The organism is Paenibacillus sp. JT22N12 (assembly GCF_056269365.1).
The window spans coordinates 122,509-142,311 of sequence record NZ_JBWDNU010000011.1 but is presented as its reverse complement, the minus strand read 5'-3'; the positions used below and the strand labels follow the sequence as shown (position 1 = coordinate 142,311).

The 19,803-nt window shown below is 51.1% G+C and carries 15 protein-coding genes; 6 read left to right on the top strand and 9 right to left on the bottom strand.

The window, feature by feature from the left end; all coding sequences use genetic code 11:
• Positions 1-82 precede the first annotated feature (82 nt).
• Positions 83-1,705: an ABC-F family ATP-binding cassette domain-containing protein gene (locus AC0YOA_RS29460; protein ID WP_475769028.1), complete on the bottom strand. Its 1,623-nt coding sequence runs from the start codon at positions 1,703-1,705 to the stop codon at positions 83-85.
• Between the two features lie 154 nt (positions 1,706-1,859).
• Entirely contained in the window at positions 1,860-4,577 is a 2,718-nt protein-coding gene (locus AC0YOA_RS29455; RefSeq protein WP_475789662.1) for a CHASE3 domain-containing protein, read from the bottom strand.
• Positions 4,578-4,800: 223 nt separating this feature from the next.
• Here AC0YOA_RS29455 and AC0YOA_RS29450 point away from each other — a divergent pair, with 223 nt between their 5' ends.
• From AC0YOA_RS29450 to AC0YOA_RS29440, 3 genes are all read left to right on the top strand, one after another.
• Complete coding sequence (locus tag AC0YOA_RS29450; protein WP_475789661.1) at positions 4,801-5,946, top strand: conserved virulence factor C family protein; 1,146 nt, start codon at positions 4,801-4,803, stop codon at positions 5,944-5,946.
• 343 nt (positions 5,947-6,289) lie between these two features.
• A complete protein-coding gene (locus tag AC0YOA_RS29445) occupies positions 6,290-7,270 on the top strand; it encodes an SPL family radical SAM protein (protein ID WP_475789660.1) in 981 nt (326 codons plus the stop codon).
• A gap of 263 nt (positions 7,271-7,533) precedes the next feature.
• Positions 7,534-8,685 carry a metallophosphoesterase gene (locus AC0YOA_RS29440; RefSeq protein WP_475789659.1) on the top strand — a complete coding sequence of 384 codons (1,152 nt, stop codon included), beginning with the start codon at positions 7,534-7,536 and terminating at the stop codon, positions 8,683-8,685.
• Between the two features lie 71 nt (positions 8,686-8,756).
• Here AC0YOA_RS29440 and AC0YOA_RS29435 read toward each other — a convergent pair whose 3' ends face one another.
• The 4 genes from AC0YOA_RS29435 to AC0YOA_RS29420 all read right to left on the bottom strand — a co-directional run bounded on the left by AC0YOA_RS29435 (position 8,757) and on the right by AC0YOA_RS29420 (position 12,120).
• On the bottom strand, positions 8,757-9,575 hold the full coding sequence (locus tag AC0YOA_RS29435; protein ID WP_475789658.1) for a transglutaminase domain-containing protein: 819 nt from the start codon (positions 9,573-9,575) through the stop codon (positions 8,757-8,759).
• A gap of 517 nt (positions 9,576-10,092) precedes the next feature.
• Positions 10,093-10,944, bottom strand: coding sequence for an NAD-dependent epimerase/dehydratase family protein (locus AC0YOA_RS29430; protein WP_475789657.1), 852 nt, complete (start codon positions 10,942-10,944; stop codon positions 10,093-10,095).
• Between the two features lie 405 nt (positions 10,945-11,349).
• Entirely contained in the window at positions 11,350-11,475 is a 126-nt protein-coding gene (locus AC0YOA_RS29425) for a hypothetical protein (protein ID WP_475789656.1), read from the bottom strand.
• Positions 11,476-11,586: 111 nt separating this feature from the next.
• Positions 11,587-12,120, bottom strand: a complete 534-nt coding sequence (locus AC0YOA_RS29420) for an RNA polymerase sigma factor (protein ID WP_475789655.1) — start codon at positions 12,118-12,120, stop codon at positions 11,587-11,589.
• 295 nt (positions 12,121-12,415) lie between these two features.
• On the opposite strand from AC0YOA_RS29420, the gene AC0YOA_RS29415 reads away from it, so the two are divergent.
• The 3 genes from AC0YOA_RS29415 to AC0YOA_RS29405 are packed head-to-tail and all read left to right on the top strand — an operon-like array spanning position 12,416 to position 14,369.
• The gene (locus tag AC0YOA_RS29415; protein WP_475789725.1) at positions 12,416-13,918 is read left to right on the top strand and encodes an alpha-N-arabinofuranosidase; all 1,503 of its coding nucleotides are present in this window, start codon (positions 12,416-12,418) and stop codon (positions 13,916-13,918) included.
• A 12-nt stretch (positions 13,919-13,930) separates the two neighbouring features.
• The gene (locus AC0YOA_RS29410; protein WP_475789654.1) at positions 13,931-14,212 is read left to right on the top strand and encodes a DUF6171 family protein; all 282 of its coding nucleotides are present in this window, start codon (positions 13,931-13,933) and stop codon (positions 14,210-14,212) included.
• Positions 14,213-14,237: 25 nt separating this feature from the next.
• Positions 14,238-14,369, top strand: coding sequence for a hypothetical protein (locus AC0YOA_RS29405; protein WP_475789653.1), 132 nt, complete (start codon positions 14,238-14,240; stop codon positions 14,367-14,369).
• 227 nt (positions 14,370-14,596) lie between these two features.
• Here the strand turns inward: AC0YOA_RS29405 and AC0YOA_RS29400 are convergent, their stop codons facing one another.
• The 3 genes from AC0YOA_RS29400 to AC0YOA_RS29390 all read right to left on the bottom strand — a co-directional run bounded on the left by AC0YOA_RS29400 (position 14,597) and on the right by AC0YOA_RS29390 (position 19,495).
• A complete protein-coding gene (locus tag AC0YOA_RS29400) occupies positions 14,597-14,809 on the bottom strand; it encodes an MbtH family protein (RefSeq protein ID WP_475789652.1) in 213 nt (70 codons plus the stop codon).
• Positions 14,806-15,564, bottom strand: a complete 759-nt coding sequence (locus AC0YOA_RS29395; protein WP_475789651.1) for a 4'-phosphopantetheinyl transferase family protein — start codon at positions 15,562-15,564, stop codon at positions 14,806-14,808. The genes AC0YOA_RS29400 and AC0YOA_RS29395 overlap by 4 nt, the downstream gene beginning before the upstream one ends.
• A gap of 466 nt (positions 15,565-16,030) precedes the next feature.
• Positions 16,031-19,495, bottom strand: a complete 3,465-nt coding sequence (locus AC0YOA_RS29390) for a glucuronyl esterase domain-containing protein (RefSeq protein ID WP_475789650.1) — start codon at positions 19,493-19,495, stop codon at positions 16,031-16,033.
• Positions 19,496-19,803: the final 308 nt, after the last annotated feature.

Below are 19,803 nucleotides of genomic sequence, written 5' to 3'. Positions count from 1 at the left end.
CTCCTCATAAGAGGAAACTCAACCACTCTGCTGCCGGCCTGATCATTCAAGGCCAGACCATTATGCTGCTCAAGGATAGATCTTACTCGGGCGGATACATCCGCTCGCGAAGCGCCTTGACTTCATCGTTTTCCAGGTATTCATCATAGGACATAATCCTGTCAATTACGCCGTTTGGCGTAATTTCGATAATCCGGTTCGCGATCGTTTGGACGAACTGATGGTCATGCGAGGTGAAGATCAATGTACCGTCAAAATCAATGAGACCATTATTCAGCGCGGTAATGGATTCGAGATCCAAATGGTTGGTCGGTTCGTCCATCAGCAGTACGTTCGAGCCCGAAAGCATCATCTTGGAGAGCATGCAGCGGACTTTCTCACCCCCGGACAATACGCTTGCCTTCTTAAGCGCTTCGTCCCCCGAGAACAGCATCCGGCCCAGGAAGCCGCGGATAAAGCTCTCATCCTGATCCTTGGAATATTGGCGGAGCCAGTCGACAAGGTTCATCTCCACGCCATCAAAATAGGCCGCATTGTCCTTCGGAAAATAAGCCTGTGTCGTGGTGACGCCCCATTGATAATTTCCGGAGTCCGGCTCGAGCTCGCCGGTCAGCACCTGGAACAGCACCGTCTTAGGCAGCGTATTCGGACCAACTAGAGCGATCTTATCGCCTTTGTTGACGGCCAGCGTCCAGTTGTCGATCAGCGTAACTCCGTCTACTGCCTTCGTCAGCCCTTCGGTCAGCAGAAGCTGTTTGCCCGCTTCGCGCTCCGGCTTGAAGTTGATAAACGGATATTTGCGGTTCGACGGACGAATGTCGTCAAGTGAAATTTTGTCGAGCAGCTTCTTACGTGAAGTTGCCTGCTTCGACTTGGATTTGTTGGCGCTGAAGCGTTGAATGAACGCCTGCAGCTCCTTGATCTTGTCTTCCTTCTTCTTGTTCGAATCCCTCATCAGGGAGAGAGCAAGCTGGCTGGACTCGTACCAGAAATCGTAGTTGCCCACGTACAGCTGGATTTTGCCGAAATCAATGTCCGCAATATGCGTACATACCTGATTAAGGAAATGCCGGTCATGAGAAACGACAATGACGGTGCCCTCATAATTGCCCAGGAAATCTTCAAGCCAGTGGATCGATTCCATATCGAGGTAGTTGGTAGGCTCATCGAGCAGCAGAATGTTCGGCGTTCCGAACAAAGCTTGCGCGAGCAGGACCCGTACCTTCTCGTTGCCGGAGATTTCTGCCATCGTCTTGTCATGCAGCTCCGGCGGAATGCCCAGACCGTTCAGCATGCTGGCCGCTTCGGACTCCGCTTCCCAGCCGTTCATATCGGCGAATTCCGCTTCCAGCTCGCCGGCGCGCATCCCGTCTTCATCGGTAAATTCCGTTTTGGAGTAGATGGCGTCTTTCTCTTTCATTACCTCGAACAGCTTCTTGTAGCCCATGATGACCGTCTCAAGTACACGAAACTCATCGTACTCGTAATGGTTTTGCTTCAGGACCGCCAGGCGCTCTCCCGGAGTAATATGAACTTCGCCGCTCGATTGCTCAACCTCGCCGGACAATATCTTCAGAAACGTCGATTTGCCCGCTCCGTTGGCGCCGATCAATCCATAACAGTTGCCCGGCGTGAATTTAATATTCACATCTTCGAATAGCGCCCGCTTGCCGTAGCGAAGCGTAATGCCGCTTGTACTAATCATTGTGTGTGATCCCGTCCTTCACTCCAAAATCTAGTTCATCACGCCATTATAACACATGAAGACGTATTATTCCCATGTGAGCTTCACTTCTGCGCCCGTTTTTGAAGATTCATAAACCGCGCCAGTCTCCGCCATATCTATTTTCAAGCTTTAACTACGATCTTTTTCTCAGCCATACCTGCATCAAGGAGAACAGCTGATTCATGTCAAGCGGCTTGCTGATATAGTCCGACGCTCCCGCCTCCAGGCACTTCTCGCGGTCCTGCTTCATTGCTTTGGCCGTAACCGCTATAATCGGCAGCTGCTCCAGGCGCGGAATTCTCCGAATTGCCCTCATCGTATCGTATCCGTCCATTACCGGCATCATGATATCCATCAGCACCATATCAATATCCGTCTCCGTCTGCAAAATACTCAGGCATTCCTGCCCATCCTGAGCCGACAGCACGTTCATTCCTTCATTCTCCAAAGCAGTCGTCAGCGCGAATACGTTCCGGATATCATCGTCGACCACAAGGATCTTCTTCTTCTTGAAACCGGAAGTTTCCATATGAACGGCAGCCGCTTGTTCCACAGAGCCACCGCCAGAAGCCTGCTTCTCTTCCGCAGCCATAAATTCCGCCTGAGCGGCAAGCAGCTCCACAATCTCCTGTTCCTTGGAAGGCACAATCAAAGTGAAGGTGCTTCCTGCGCCTTCTTCGCTTTCGACCCTTATTTCCCCGCCGATCAATTTGGCAAATTCGCGGCTGATGGACAAGCCCAGACCCGTTCCGCCGTAATGCCTGCTCGTGGTGCCGTCCGCCTGCTGGAAAGCATCGAAGATGAGAGTAAGCTTGTCCGGGGCGATTCCGATTCCCGTATCCGTAACGGAAATTGACAGCCCATATTCCGCCCTGCTCTTGTCCACCCCAAGCAATCTGCCCATTTCCTCGGCGTCAAGCCTGCTGACTTTGAACATAACCGAGCCCTTCTCCGTAAATTTGAAGCCGTTGGACAGCAGGTTCTTGATAATTTGCAGCAGCCGCTGTGTATCGGTATAGAACAGCTCGGGAACATCTGGCCCCCATTCGATAACAAAATCAAGCCCTTTCTGCTCCGCCACTTTGGAGAATTGCTGCTCCAGCATGGAGGGAAGCTCCGTCATATTCATGGGCTCTATGACAATGTCCATTTTGCCTGACTCGACCTTGGACAAATCCAGTATATCGTTAATCAGCGTCAGGAGATCCTGGCCTGCCGAATGTATAATGCGGGCATATTCCTGCTCCTCAGGGGTATGCGTGCCATTGCGGTTCTCACCCAGCATCTGCGACAGGATCAGCATGCTGTTAAGCGGGGTGCGCAGCTCATGCGACATATTGGCCAGAAACTGCGATTTATAGATGGAGCTTTGCTCAAGCTTGCCCGCATGCTCCTCAAGCACAATGCGCGTTTTCTCAAGCTCGTTGGATTTCTCCTCGGCAAAACGGTTCTGTTCCTCCAGATGCTCGTTGGCAACGCGCAGTTCTTCCTGCTGCGTCTGCATTTCTTCCGATTGCACCTGCAGCTCCTCGGTCATCGTTTGGGAATCCTTCAGAAGCCGCTCAACCTCCATCCGGCTTTCAACGCTGTTAATCGTCGTCCCGAAGGTCTCCAGAACTGTACTGAGGAGCTTTAGCTGCAGGTCATTGAAGGCCCCGAGCGTCGCCAATTCAACAACGGCCACGACTTCTCCCTCGAACTCCACAGGAGCGATCAGAATCTGGCTTGCAGCGGTTTGTCCCAGCCCCGAGCTGATCTGGATATAATCGCCGGGTACCCGGTCCAGTTGAATAATTCTTTTATCTCTTGCGGCTTGTCCCACAAGGCCTTCACCAAGCCGAAAGCTCCTTGCTCCAACCTCGGCGCCTGACGCGGCATAAGAGGCTTTGTTGACAAGCCTGAAATGCTCGCCCTGACCGCTATGGATATAAAACACACCGTAAGAGGCATCCAGGAGAGGCGTTATTTTGGCAATAAAAAGCCGGGCCAGCAAATCGAGATCTCCTACCCCCTGATACATGCTGACCACCTCGGTCAGCTTCATCTGCTTCCAGTTCTGCTGCTCCTGCGACTCCAGCAGGTTATTGGTAGCAATGGCAAGATCGCGGATTTCATCCCTGGTCTTGATTTCAATTCTCCGGGTCAGGTCGCCGCCGGAAGAGGCGATTTCGCCGATTGACCGGGTCACTTCCTTGATCGTGTTCACGATCGCACGCGAAATAATCATGGCTGCCGCGACCGAGATCAAGGCGACGATGATCAACAGGCTGTACATCCCGATTTTCAAAATATTATTCTGCTCTTTCAGCCGCTCCGCGCGGTCGCTTGTCAGCACTTTCTCCGTTGCGCGGAAATCCTCAAACTGGGAACGGATCGAATCCATATCCGCCTTGCCCGGATCCGTCTTGAAAAATTCAAAAATTTCAGCTGTTTTATTCTCTCTCTTCATGTCGATCGTCGGAGCTCCGGCAATATCGATCCAATGCTGAAGCGTCACTTTCAGCTTCACTAGTCTTTCCTGCTGGCTGGCATTATCGGTCAGAAGAGCATAAAGCCGGGTATAATCATCTTTCCAGCTGTCTATCGCTTCATTATAAGGGGCAAGATAATTGGTATCGCCTGTAATGATATAGCCGCGCTGCGCGGTTTCCATATTAAGAAATTTCTTCTCGATTTCATTGGTCAGATTGTGAACTTCGATATCGTGATCAGAAATAAAATCAATTTCGTTCTGCAGCGATGAGATACGGGTCGAGACGAGGAAAACGGATAATGCCAAACATAAGACTACTACAAGGTAACCGATGAATATTTTAAAGCGTATGCTCCGCCCTGAATAAATCGACATCATTATCTGCTCCTGCCCTTGTTTCGTAACAGATTTTGCTTCTGCCCAGTGTCATTCCTACTAAATAATATACTATATCCTGATAGTTTTGCATAAAACTTAATGGCAATTTTCAGACGATAAATGATATGCCATTGGCATCGTACCGCCTGGAGACGTTTGTGATGGAATCGGTAATGGTTTAAACTTGTAAGGGAATGAATCAATCCGAAATGGAGGCATTGTCATGAAGCTATTATCCATTGAACCGACGCCAAGCCCCAATTCCATGAAGCTCAACGTTGACGAGAAGCTTCCGCAGGGACAACGGCTCAGCTATAAGAAAGAAAATGCAGGCGGCGCGCCGGAGCAGCTGCGCGGGCTGCTGGACATAGACGGAGTGCGCGGATTGTTCCGCACCGCGGATTTCATTGCCCTGGACCGCAAGCCGGGTGCCGACTGGGAGCGAATTCTGGCAGAGGCGCGGGCTCTGCTGCAAAGCGGCGAAGACGTGCAGGAAGCCGGCGGCGGGATATCGCAGGAGCATTATGGCGAAGCTCACGCATCAGTGCAAATGTACCGCGGCATCCCGATGCAGGTGCGCGTCCGTATGGGGGACCGCGAGATCAAGGCCGCCCTGCCTGCGGCATTTACAGAAGCGGTAACCGCTGCGGCTGCCGCTTCCCTCATTCGCGAGCGCAAACTGGAGGAGCTCGGGATCCGCTACGGTGAGCCCGAGGAGATTGCCGCGGAGCTCGTGAAGGAGCTCGAAGCCGCCTACCCGCAGGAGCGGCTTGACGAGCTTGTGGCCGCCGCTGCCGCTGCCGCTCAAAGCGGCGGCGATGCCCAAGCGGCGGCGGCTCCGATGCGGCCCGCCCCGCTGTCGGCGGCCGAGCTTGCCGAGCGGCTCGCTTCGCCGGACTGGAGCGTACGCTACGAGGCGCTCGCGCGCACTTCGCCGGAGCCGGCGATGCTGCCGCTGCTCGCCAAGGCAATTGCCGACGACAACGTCTCCATCCGCAGATTGGCCGTCGTTTATCTGGGCGATCTGCGCGTGCCGGAGGCGCTGCCGCTGTTGTTTCAGGCGCTGCGCGACTCCTCCGCTTCCGTACGGCGCACCGCCGGCGATACGCTCTCGGATCTGGGCGATCCTTCGGCCACCGGTCCGATGATCGAGGCCTTGCTGGACCGCAACAAGCTGGTCCGCTGGCGCGCGGCCCGGTTTCTCTACGAGGCCGGAGACGAGACAGCCGTCGAGGCGCTGCGTGAGGCTGCTGCGGATTCCGAGTTTGAAGTCAGCCTGCAGGCGCGGATTGCGCTTGAGCGGATCGAGCGCGGTGAAGAAGCCGCCGGCTCCGTCTGGCAGCAAATGACCTCACGAAACCGCGATTAAGTTTATACCGGATATGCAGGATGCAGCCTCTGCTGCTTCATTTAATCGCTCGGCAATCTCTTCATTCCTTGATTACTGGGCATCCAGTCAGGTTCTACACCAATAGCCGAAAAAAAAAGGACAGACCCCAAGCGAGCTGCTGCTTCGTAGGGGCTGTCCTTTTTTGCATGCATGAATCCAAGCCGCTCCATGAATAATGCCGGATTTATCTTCCTGTTTACATGAGAACGTACGTTTGGTATAGTTGTCCTATCAAACATATGTTCCGGTTAATGTTCTGGCACCAGCTAATTATGCAGCATGGAGGAATCCGTTCCCAATCCAAGAAAGAGGTACATGAAAATTGGCAAAAAAAATATATGAATACGCGGTGGCGAAGCAAACGCTGAATAAAGTCACTGCCAAATCAATGCCGTTCGAGTGGTCCATTAATCCGTACCGCGGCTGCACCCATGGCTGCAGCTTCTGCTATGCGCGTGCGTTTCAGAGCTTTATCGGCCGGGAAGCCGACGATGAATTTCAAAACCGGATCACGATCAAGCAAAACGCGGCAGAAGCGCTTGAAGCCCAGTTGGCCAAAAAAGCAAAAAAATTCGGCGGAGATCTCGATGCAGTTGCAGATCAGATCGGTCTGATTGCAATTGGTACGGCAACCGACCCTTATCAGCCTATTGAAGGCAAGGCGATGATAACAAGGGAAATCCTTAAGGTGCTGGCCAAGTACCGGATTCTCACCTCGATTACTACGCGCTCGCCGCTCATTTTGCGCGACCTCGACCTACTGTCAGAGATGCGCATCTCGTCCATTAACATCAGCATCAACACGCTGAGCGCCGATGTTACACGCAAGATGGAGCCCGCAACCCCTTTTCCGGCCAAACGGCTGGAAACCGTCGAAGCTCTTATGAAGCGGGACATTCGGGCCGGAATTTTCATAGCTCCGATTCTCCCATGTCTGACCGACTCCGGCAGGGATCTTGAGCAGCTGATTGCTGCTGCCCGGGACCGCGGCACCGCATTCGCGCACGCCTCCCTGCTGCGTCTGTCCCCTGACGTGAAAGCATGGTATCTGCATATGCTGGAGCTCCATTTCCCCCAGCTTCTGCCCGCTTACCGCAATCTGTTTCCGGGCGCATACGCCAACCGCGCTTATGCGGATCAACTGATGGAGATGGTGCATAAGCTGCTCGAGCAATACGGCTTATCCGGTCGACCGCAGCACCGCAGGGATTTACAAGCGGATTCCATGCCTCCCGAGCAGAAATTGCGCCAGACTCGCTCTGCTGCCGGCGGAGCCGTGGAGCAGCTTGAATTTCTATTTTGATTCTGTGACTTCAAGAAGAAACTTCCCTCCCTTTGGTGACACGGCAAGTTTCTTCTTTTATGCTCTATAAACATGAAAACAAGGCGGGATTATCCGAATTAACCGGATTGTGCCCGCCTTGTTTTTATTTGGCCAAATTACGTCACATTTTTTTTCGTAAAGCGGCTCATAATTTCTTCGTATTATGCAAACCTAGTACAGACCCGTACTCATACTGCTGCGCTTTTTGAAAAGCAAAATTGAAAAAGGAGCCCCTACAAAAAATGGCGCATACGGATACTCAGTCGTTCACTTTACTTTGCACAAGCGACATTCATGGCCATATCTACCCCACGGACTACCAAAGCCGGCAAATCAAGCATCTGGGACTGGCGAAGCTGGCTGCTATGATCCGGCAGGAGCGTGAGCGGGATCCGCAGCTGCTTCTGGTCGATAATGGCGATCTGCTGCAGGGAACGCCGTTGATGCACCACTTTGTCAAATATAACCGGTCGGGCATTCATCCTGCCATTATGACCCTTAATCATCTGGGCTACAATGCTGCGGTGCTCGGGAATCACGATTTCAACTATGGCCTGGAAATCCTCCGGCAGGCTGTCCATGACTCGGCTTTCCCGTGGCTGTCTGCCAATATCATCGATTCCCGAACCAGGCAGCCCGCATTCGGCCAGCCTTATCTCATCAGACAAATCCGTCATGAAGCCAAAGTAGCGATTCTTGGTCTTACGACACATTTCATTCCTCAATGGGAAATTCCCGAATTTATTCGCGGGTTAACCTTCATCGATGCGCTGAGCGCAGCGAAGAAATGGGTGGAGCTGATACGGAATGTGGAGAAGCCGGACGTCATGATCATTTCCTATCATGGCGGTCTTGAGCGGGATCCGGATACTGGAGAAGCCGTCGAAGCTTTAAGCGGCGAGAATCAGGCGTATGCGATGTGCACCGAGCTGGAGGGAGTGGATGTGCTGCTCACCGGCCATCAGCACCAGCTGCTGACCGATGAGGTAAACGGGGTAACGATTTTGCAGCCTGGCTGTAATGGGCTGGCACTTGGTAAAGTCAGCATTCAGCTGGTCAAACGAAAGGAGGCGTGGATGATTGCCCAGAAAACGGCCTCGCTTATCCTTACGAATGAAACCGTTCAGCCCGACATCCAGATCATGAAATTAACCGAGCGGCATGAGCAGCAGACACAGCTGTGGCTGGATCGGCCCATAGGAGAGGTTTTCGACCATGCTCCTCCTCAGGATCCTTTGTCAGCAGGCCTGAGCGATCATCCATTCATGGATGATCTGAGCCCGGATCAGTTGGATGCCACAGCCTCCGGGTTAACCCGCGGTGCCGTCTTAACCAGCGATTCACCCGAATCGGGGTCATCCGTAACGATGAGAGATATCATTTTCGATTATTAAGCTGAAGATTATTTGATCGGAATAGTATTTGCTTTTGGTTTAGGGAGTATCCTTGCCCAGAAGGCGGCAGGCTAAGAGATGTTGGAAGCAGCAGCGGCTGAATCATTGGTGACAGCAGCAGGATAACGTTTGACCCATTGGTGGTCGATCCTCATCTGGGTGTCGGTTTTCAGAAAATAATTGTAGCTGACTACCCCTGCCTGGTCCGGTGTGGGATCATCCCATGTTGCATCCAGATGATACCAGTCGGAATCGATATTGACCAAGTTCCAGACATGGCTGATTTCCCCGACTTTGCCCTCAATCATACGGGATTCGATACCTGCTGAGGACAGCATTCGATATAGAAGCAGCGCATAGCCCTGACATACCGCCTGCCCGTATTCAAGCGCTTCATAGGCCGTATAACGCTGCAGGGATTCGTCATACGCCAGATGCAGCACGATCCAGTCGTGGATCGCCTTTACCTTTTCCCTCTGGGACATTGATGGTTGTATAATGTCAGGCAGCAGATCACGGACCTTCTCCTGCACGATAAGCTTCTGCTCCGGGGTCTCCCGGTACTTGACCGTCAGCTTGATATTGGCGTTTCCAGCCCATGTATGAACCGCATACAGATAAGAATCCACGATATACGCCGTATAATCATCCGCTTCGAAGGCTTCCTTGAGCAGGCTCGCAATATGAGCCGAGAGCTCATCTTTATTCCCTGAATAATCAATATTCATCTCGGTTTTCTGCAGCAGCAGCTGCTGCTTCACATGGTCTTTAAGCTCCCCAAGCGTGGACAGGTCCGAAGCGGCTTTAACCTTGGTGAAGCTGAAATCCGAGCCGAGCACAAAGGTTAGCAGGATGATGATAACCCCCATGATAGAAGAAAGCCTGTTCATAGTCCGCCTCCCTTTTCTCCATTTTGTTCCATTATACCCTAACGCAGAAGGGGGAATAAAGCTTTGGCGGCAATTAATCACGATCCGTTATCTTTATAGCGCAAATCCTGCTGTTTGTCCTTCTCCAGGTGCTATCAAGAATTCGGCCCAAGTATTGGGACGAGCTCTTCTCATACCGTTTGCAGGAAAAAAACAGTCTAAATAAGCGGAACACGTATAAGGTTTATGATTATAGGAGAAACGAAACAAAGACGTTATTCACGGCCCAGACGATCAGTCTGCCTGCACAGTTCGCAGATTCCTCGGGCGTAAGAGAGAACCCTTTCTTGAAGACGCGGTTAAAATATTTCACATCCTGATATCAAGAGCTTGGCGGCAATCTGATACACTTTGCCGTTGCTGCCCTTCATATCATGTTCAGCGCAAAAACGCCTCTCAACCCGGCATAGCCGAATCAAGAGGCGTTCATATTTACCGCTTACACTGCGTTTTTTACGCAATCTTCCCTGTAAATTTCCTACTCTTCTTTTACATAATCGCGCCAGACATGCTTGGGCTGCCAGCCGAGCAGCCGCTTCGCTTTCTCGTTGCTCAGCAGCGATTCGTAGCCGGCAAGCGGCTGGCGGAAATCGTTCACCTCGGGAAAACGCGCAGCCATCAGGTCGCGGCTCGTCACCGCCATGCTCGTATCGTCGGCGGCCAGATTGAGGGCGACCGATCCGAGCCCGTCCGTTTCTATCGCCAGACGGCATGCTTCGGCAACATCGCGGGTATCCACATAGCTCCACAGAATCCGGTCACGCATCTCCGGATTATGAATGAAACGCGGGAACCCCTTGTATGCATCCGGCGCAATAACGTTGCCGATCCGCATCGATACGACCTGCATGCCGGTGCGGCGGTGGAACATGTCCGCTGTCTGCTCATTCACTACCTTGGACAGGCCGTAGCTGTCCTGAGGCAGCTGCGGATGCTCTTCATCGACCGGCACATACTGAGGACCAAAGCGGTTAACCGCAAACACGATGCCGTAGGAAGACTCGCTGGAAGCGATAACCGCCTTCTTGATACCGAGTCCTGCAGCCGCTTCCAAAATATTATACGTAGACATGACATTGTTGTTGAAGGTCACTTCGCTTGGCTTGATATGCGCAGCCGGAATAGCCGCAAGATGCACAACGGCATCCGCTCCCGCCAGTACGCCGTATGTTTCGCCAAGGTTGTTCAGATCTATGAGAAGCGTCGGACAAAGCGGTTCCTCAGGATGCTTTACATCCGCGTTTATTACGTCATAGCCCTGTTCGACAAAATGCCTGACCACCCATTTGCCCAGCATCCCGCTTCCGCCGGTAACCACTACTTTCGCCATTCTACTGGCCTCCTCCTATTTGGTCTTTCACCAGAACTTTTCAATAAACCTCTTATAGTATACGTTCCGCCCTATACAATTAAAAGTAGTGAATTCATTTACATTTAATTATAGATGATATATCTACTATACTTTTTAATACCTCCATATAATCGTTGACCTTCTGATTATTATCATCTGCACCTTGATCGCCTGCTCAACGCATTTCATTGAAATTATATAATAAAAGGCTCCCTATCTCTCGTACATACGGCTTCTGTCCATCAATCACAAGCCTGCTGTTTTCTGGATTCCATGCCGTCCAGGAGGGAACAACACCCAGATAACCCGACGTTTCGTTCAAAATATTATTTCCCTGCAGCTTGCCCGCTTAAATCGAAGATCCTTGCCCATCCAGTACGCGGTCTATTCCAGAGCGCCATCCGCCCCAATGTAAGCAATCTGATAATTATTGATCCAGGCGGCCCGGCTGCCTCCATCCGGCCAAACGGCTGAAACATCCCCGCCTAGCCCGGTCTCATATTGGCTCAAAAAACCTCTCCCGCTCCAAGTTCCGGGGATGAGACTGAAGTGGATTCGATCCTATCATTGTCTGCTTGCAGATTGGCTAACATCTCTTTTAACCATCTCTCCAAAATAGCGTCAGCATGACTGTTCCATTTCCCGTGCCATGGACTGCAGTTTCTTTTTTGAGCGGTGTAGCTGTGACTTCACTGCACTAACAGAGGTATTCTGAAAACGGGCAAGCTGTTCATAGGACATTCCATACTCATATATAAGCAAAAGAGACTGCCGATGCTCCGGTTCCAATGACAAGAGCAGCTCGTGGACAGTCTTCATTTCTAGTTGATGTTCCATTCCTTCTTCGGCAGCTCCAGTGATGAATTCGATGTTATCGTTCCATATTTCCTGTCTTCTAAGTCTTTTCCGGTAAAAGTCGATAGCTGTATTTCTGGAAATGGCGTTTAGCCAGGCTTCCTTCTTTTCTTTATCCTTCAACGTATGGAAACGGCGGAAAATCTTCATGAAGGTTTCCTGTGCCACATCCTGAGCCAGAAAGTGGTCTCTTATAATCGAATAGGCAGAATAATAAACTTGCTTGTAGTGCTTTTGATATAAAGCGCTGAAAGCATCGTCCATTGTTCCATCCTTCGCTGTCTGTTCATCCTTTAGCATAGAAGCCCATCCTCTCGAAAGATGATCTCCCCCATCATCGTTCACGCTGTCCTGACGATCTTTCTCTCCTTAACCGGGTCTATCCCTCTCTTATCCTATAAGTTCGATATGAATAAAGCTTCTCCAACTTGTAAAAAGCATGTAACAAAGTTACCCGTCTTTTAATCCGCCTCTTCACCAAGCAGAAAAAGTTGCAAATAACTCCAAAAACTCCTATTATGATATTAATTAATATAATCATTATATTAATTAATAATAATATTAATTCAAGGAGATGAAGCTGGCAGTGGCAGATCTGAAAACAGTAACCAACAAAGTCATTGTGAATACGGATTTAAAAGAGGGCACAGTCAACCGCAATCTATACGGTCATTTCTCCGAGCATTTGGGTAGATGTATTTATGAAGGAATCTGGGTTGGCGAGGATTCTCCCATTCCGAATACGAATGGTATCCGTAATGATGTTGTTGCTTCGCTCAAGAAGCTTAACATTCCTGTACTGCGCTGGCCGGGAGGCTGCTTCGCCGACGAGTATCACTGGAAGGACGGCATCGGTCCAAGAGAATCCCGCAAGCGGATGATCAATACGCATTGGGGCGGCGTCATTGAGAATAACCACTTCGGTACCCATGAATTTCTGATGCTGTGTGAAATGCTGGAATGCGAGCCCTACATATCCGGCAACGTCGGCAGCGGGACGGTCCAGGAAATGTCGGAGTGGGTGGAATATATGACCTCGGGCGGCGTGTCCCCAATGGCGGACCTGCGCAAGCAGAACGGCCGGGAGAAGCCGTGGCACATCAAATATTTTGGCGTGGGCAACGAAAACTGGGGCTGCGGCGGCAATATGCGTCCTGAATATTACGCCGATCTCTATCGGCAATACCAGACGTATGTCCGCAATTACGAAGACAACCGGATATACAAAATCGCCTGCGGCCCTAACGGTGCAGATTACCGCTGGATGGAAACGCTGATGAAGGAAGCCCATACGAAGATGGATGCGATCAGTCTTCATTATTATACGGTTCCCGGCAGCTTCTGGGATGGAAAAGGAGCAGCGACCGGCTTCCCGGAAAACGAGTGGCATCTAACCATGAAGAAAGCGCTTTATATGGAGGAGTTGATCACGAAGCACTCCGCCATTATGGACCAGTATGACCCCGGCAAGCGGGTCGGATTGATTGTGGACGAGTGGGGGACCTGGTTCGACGTAGAGCCTGGCACCAATCCGGGCTTCCTGTACCAGCAGAATACGATTCGCGATGCGCTCGTAGCCGGGATCACCCTTCATATCTTCCAGCAGCACTGCGACAGAGTGCAGATGGCGAACCTTGCCCAAATTGTGAATGTGCTGCAGTCCGTGATCTTGACGGAGGGGGAGAAAATGCTTCTGACGCCGACCTATCATTTGTTCGACCTGTTCAAGGTTCATCAGGATGCGGCCCGTCTGCATACACACAGCATATCGCAGGACTATGAAGGAGAAAGCGGCAGCATACCGCAGATCTCCGCTTCCGCCACTGAAGATGGGCAAGGCCGCATTCATGTCAGCTTATGCAATATAAGCCATCAGGACGGAGCAGAAGTTGAGATTGAGCTTCGGGGATTGGAAAACAAAACGCTCTCCATCACAGGCACAGGGCTGTCTGCCGATGTCATCGATGCCCATAATACGTTTGATCAGCCCGACAATGTGAAGCCAGCTCCATTCGAGTCCTTCACCAGAGAAGGCTCCACAATCAAGGCGAAGCTTGCGCCGATGTCAGTTGTCTTGCTTGAAATTGCTGCGGAATAGGAAGCCATCTCCATGAGTGCTATGAATCATACCTCTTCCTGCAAAGGCTGCTCCGATCATTACAAGGTGACGGAAGAGCAAATCAACCGGATCTTGTCGTCCAATCTGGTCAAGCACGGCAGCTGTGTGCCCGATGAGCTGTACGAGCGGAGACTCGGCGCCTGCCACGAATGCGCCAAGCTGCTGGATGGCACAACCTGCATGCTGTGCGGCTGTATTGTCCGCGTCTCCGCCAAGTTTGCGGAAAAGCGCTGTCCCCATCCGGGCGGAGACCGGTGGATGGCAGAACCATAAATAAAGCCAGCAAGGGGACTGCATCATGATTATCATGCTGCAGTCCCCCTGTTTATCCGTTTCTAATGGATGTGTTCAACGCCGATACATGAAATCCCATCCTGTTTGTCAAGAAGCAGCGCTGAAAGGCGCCATTGCAAAGCCGGTGCTGGACTAAGCGACAAACGGATACTGCATGCACGAATCCTTGGATGAATCTGATTGGCGGCTTCATTAAACGCCAACAAAAAACCTCCCGCTAGGTGGAGGCTAACAAATTTGATTTTATTTAACAGGACAGCGGTACATGGAGCATGAATGTTCTCATTAAAGTCATAAGATTCCAGCGGATGCTTCGGATACTCTTCCTAAATACAGTATGCCGGATCCGGACCGCCGCGCTCTTCAGCCCAGAGTCGGCAAAGCGTGCAGGCTTGCCGGCCGCATATCCGTCCACTTCGAATTGATATAGTCCACGCAGGACTGGCGGCTTTCTTGTCCGTAAACGGCGGACCAGCCCTTCGGCGTCTCCACGAAAGCCGGCCATAACGAATACTGCCCTTCCCCATTGATCAAAACGAGGTAAGCCCCATCCATGTTTTCAAACGGATTGCTCATAGATGCTCTCCCTCCCATCGCCTTTTCCCTGCCTGCAGGAAATTATAAGGTGAACGGATGGATTCGAATCGCCGGAGAAGCTCTTCCTCGTCCCACACCGACGCTTCATCAGGGAACGAATCATGCATGGCGCATACCGCAAGCTCATATCCTGGGCAGCAATCGTACAGCCGAAAACTGCAATGCTGCAGCAAAAGCTCTGTGTTCAGCTTAATTCCGGGGCTCCCGACGCTATCGTCAATAGAGAAGCTGAACGTATCAAGTCCAAGCCGCATCCCCCGCCCATCGGCCTTCATATAACTTTCCTTCAGCGTCCACAGCCGATAGAAAGCCCTCATGCGCTCGACGCCTGTCAATCTATCGAGATCCGCCGCTTCCTGCTCCGTGAAAAATCGCCTTGCAATGCCGGCCTCAACCTCTTTGATCTGTTCTACATCAATGCCGACTGGCTGCCGGTCCGTGATGCAGGCCACCCACTCGCCTGAATGCGCAACGTTGAAATGAAAGTCTGCAATCCCTTCGAGCTGCGGTTTCCCGTTGTTGTCAGGCTCGATCCGCAATGCCGAATTGGCTAGCCCGAGCTCCTCGCCAATCATGGTGCGTATGAGCAGCTCCGCCATCAGTCCTAAATTAAAATCTTTGTTATGACGGAAACGCTGCAGCCTGTCCAGCTTTCCGGACGATATATGCCCCAGCACTTCAGCATATCGCCCGCGGCTTCCTTCCGTATGGACGCGCACTGCCGTCACTCTCATCCCGGTCCCCTCCTGCTCGCAATAATTCCCCCTGAATGAAGTCGATGGCCGCCTGCCGCCTGCACGGGGTAATTGATATGGTTGAAGCTATTCATAAAATACCTCCGCGTTGTTTTGGAAAATAGGATATCATTAATCTGACCTTCCAGTAAAATCAATCATTTGTCAACCAAAAGTCTTGGATTTTAGCGTGGATATGGCCTAATTCCTGCCGACTGCTGCTCATCATATTTGAGTCCGCTCAATTTGATTTAACCTGTCGTCTACAAAATGCAAGAAAACCCAGACGCATATAGTCTGGGTTTTCTTGGTGGAGCCGACGGGCAGCAAGCCCTGATCACTCCAATAACATTTCCGAGGTCCTTATTGCTTAAACTGTAGTCATCCCGGCCATTTCATCTGCTCCTTAAATCCTTCGCATTCATAAAAGCTGTTATCCCCTGATGAGTTAAAATCTGCTCTATCATCACCAGTTAAGAATTTCTCTTGCCAATGTAACCAAATCCAGAATATCGATCGCTCCATCCGCATTCCTATCATAGTTCTTCACCGAATCCCAGTCTGCATCCGCCGACGTTTTGCCGTAAGCAGCCGCCATGATCGCCAGGTCGCCAATACTTATTTTGTTATCGTTGTTGTTGTCGCCTGGAATTTTCTCAATAACCGATGCTTTGAATGTCTGCAGAGCCTCGTTCAATGCGGACGCAGCCTGCTCCACCTCGGTTTGTGAAGCATCCTCATTGGCTGCCACGCCCTGGGCCAGATCAATTGCCGCTTGCAGAACCGCTTTCGAGCCTGCAGGATATTGTCCTGGAAGCTTGCCCTCTACCGCTTGATCGTGGGCGCCTTGCGCCTCGTCAATAAGCTCGTTCAGAGCCGTTTTATTGATGACGTCGATTTGTACATTATGAGTGGTTCCCTCAAGTGTCGATTCAACGCCTTCTTTGTTGGCCGCGATCACATTCGCAACCTTGATATTGGCGATACCGGCCGTGGCATCCGATTTCGCTTTGAAGGATAATGTAATCAGTCCGCCGTTCGGGTCAGCCTGAAGCTCGCCAAGATGAATGCCAAGGATACGAAGCTTTCCTGGTTCATCCTCGTAATCGACGACGACGAATTTCTTATCGTCCGTCGAGACCGGAGGAGATACAAGCCCGATTAAGTCCGCATCGTATTCTATGGTGATATCCTGAGCCAAAATCTCGGCTTCGACCCCATTCAAGCCATAAGTCAGGTCGAAGGATTGGCCTGCTTTGACGGCATCGGTCCCGTTCAGAACAACTCCCTCAGGTGCGGAGCCTTCCAGTGTACGAATGTCAGCAGCAAGGTTCTCTGCAGCGGTGCCTGTTTGATTAACGGCAGCTACTTTGACATTATAGCTTGTGCCGGAAGCCAATTCGTTAAGCTGAAATACATTATCCTCAGTGCTTCCAACGTGCTTGCCGTCAACAAAAACGGAATAGCTTTGTGCATTATTGGCTTTAGGCCATGAAAGCAGGATTCTGTCACCGGAAACGCCGATCGCTTGATAATTATCGACTGTCCAGGATGGAAGCTGATCATAGCTGCTTGTCGGTTCTCCTACTTTTTTGAAGAAATTAAAGCTGAACGTGAGATCAGGGAAGAAATCAAGGAATCTCACACCGGTGAATTCTGCCGTTTGATAATTGGCCAATGAAACATCGTTAACGGCGACAGCATTGTTCGAATAATAGCCTGGTGCAGGGAAATACCAATACGGCTCCTGGCCTTCCTGTGTATAACCCGAACGGTCGATCACTTCGCCGTTGAATTTCTCATTTCCGTTTACCTTCACTTTGACATTCGTCGGGTCTATTCTCGCGCCGAAAATGAATCTGACGCTGCTGCCGTTGTCAGCGGCAACATCATTGTTGTTTTTGACCGTGGTGATCAAAGGATCGAAAATAACCTTGGCATATTTGAACATGTTGTTGCTGCCAAAGAATGTTATTTTGTTCGTAGCCACTTCGATGTATTGAACACCGTCCTTCAAGCCTGCGCCTTTGGCTACGAGCTTGTATGAACCGTATTCCTTCGTTTCCCCGGGCGAAAGCGTAATTTTCGCTTTTCCGTCTGCAACCGCAACGGTACGGATTAAAGCTCCGAACGGTTCATAAATGGAAATGGTATCCGCCGTTGTGCTCGCCGTAAACGAAGCGCCGTAGCCCTGCAGGAATCTGCTGGCATCAAGATCGATATTATAGTGGCCTGGAATCCCCCAGGGAATGGCATCATAAGAAGGCGTATACGGAGTGGTGTATGCGTTTGCATCCGCATATGCGGTGTTTGTCGCAGATGTAATCCCCAGGGACGACGCTTCAGTCCAGCGGATGTCCTGGTCAAGGATCGGATTATCGATACCGCGGAAATATTTCTGACCCATCATCAGCAAGGCGTTGCGGTTATACGAAGTAATGGTATGGCCCTGGACGGTAAGGGTAACCTGAGCGCGGCGCGGGTCAGCGCCAAGAAATTCATATACCTTTCTGGCGGCGAAGACAGATTGTGCCTGGCTTTCGGCAATCGTCCAGCCGTGTTCCGTACCGCCCATTACGATGACCGGACGCGGCGCCATCAGAGCAACCAGCGAGTTTGCGTCTACAGGCACTTTGAACAGGTCATCATAACCGGGAGTGGTTGTTCCTTCGAAAGTAATCCCGTCCTTTGGAACGGACAGTCCCCAAGGATACTGTTTGGCTGTGCCGGCCCCTCCGAATCCTTTGCCATCCGTATAGCCGTTCGTCGAACCGACAATGGCCATCTTTTGGAGATTCAGCGAAGTCCATGAGCCGCTGCTCTGGCTTGCGGCCGGCATGGATTCATTGGACTGGCCCATTCTCCATGGATAGACTCTGCCGTCATATCCGAGACGTATGCTTGCTGCGCCGAATTGACCGGATTGATCGGAGCCGCCAATTGCGATACGGGGCTCGAAAGCCGCCATAGCCAGCGAAAGCTTGCCGCCTATTGAAAGTCCCATCGTCATAACCTGCTTGGAATTGATTTCCGGAAAAAGCACTTTGCCGTCCGCCACATATTCAAGTGCGTCCATGAAGCGGCGTACACCCCAGCTTTGAGCGGAAATGTAGGTAAAGTCATTGGTTTTGGCATCGTACGGGAACAGATTATTCAAAATGCCTGTTCTTGCCGCATTTTGGCTGGCAAACGCCGGTATGGAGGCTGTAGCGTAACCTGCATTGGTATAAGCAGTGCCGCTATCGCCAATGACGAGCGGATAAGGAGCGGTAACGCCTGCCGCAGCGGCTTGTTCAGCCGTAGGCAGCGTAATGGTAACATCCACTGTCTGCGTAACTTCTCCAGCCTTCATTGTAATGCTAAGCTTGTTTCCGCTTCTCGTGGCGCTTAATTCCTCCGGCGCATCAGGAATATTGCCCATAAAGTAGGTCTGATACATCTCATCGAGCTCAGCCCGTCTTTCCGGCCACTGTGAAGGATCGGTCACCATCGTCCCGTCATAAAACCGGAAGGGGTTCGGAAGCTCATAGACCTTGTCCAATTCCGCTGCGCTTTTGAATTCTGTTGCAGATATCCACTTTGCATACAGGGTCCGGCTTCCAATTACAGGTGCATTGAAATAATAGGCGGATGTTAAATCTTCATTAGAGAACCAGCCTGCAAATTCTTTCCCCTCTCTTACAGGGCCAGCAGGTTTTTTTGCCGGTTCTCCGGCTGCAACACTTTGCTCCGGTACGGCATTGCCACCGTTTGTGTGGAATGAAACGGTAAAGTCAGCGGCAGCCAACTGAGCCGAGGCATAACCTCTGACGGAAAACGCGGCTTTCTCCAGATTGCTGTCAGCCGAACCTGCCTGCGCCTTGTTCAGGGGAACGGGCATGAGCATCAGAGCGGCCAGGATAAGGCCGATGATGCGTTTTGGCTTTTTCATTACAAACATCTCCTTTGTTAGAATTAATAGCACTTTGCATGTTAGTTGGCCTGTGAAAATGCGGGACGCTGCGGTACTCAAGTCCGCTTTGTGCTTGATATAGGCTGCGAGAATGTAACCCCCTGTCCTGTATTCAATTAGCTGCTTGAACCATGTATACAAGTCATACAAGCGCTTTCAAACAACTTATCATCTTCTTATCTATTTGAATATTATCCATTATCCTACGGCTAGCCTGTAATGAAACCAGCGATATTCCTGTCTAATAACCTTTTTCCTATTCATATCAAAATTCCAAAAACTATTGC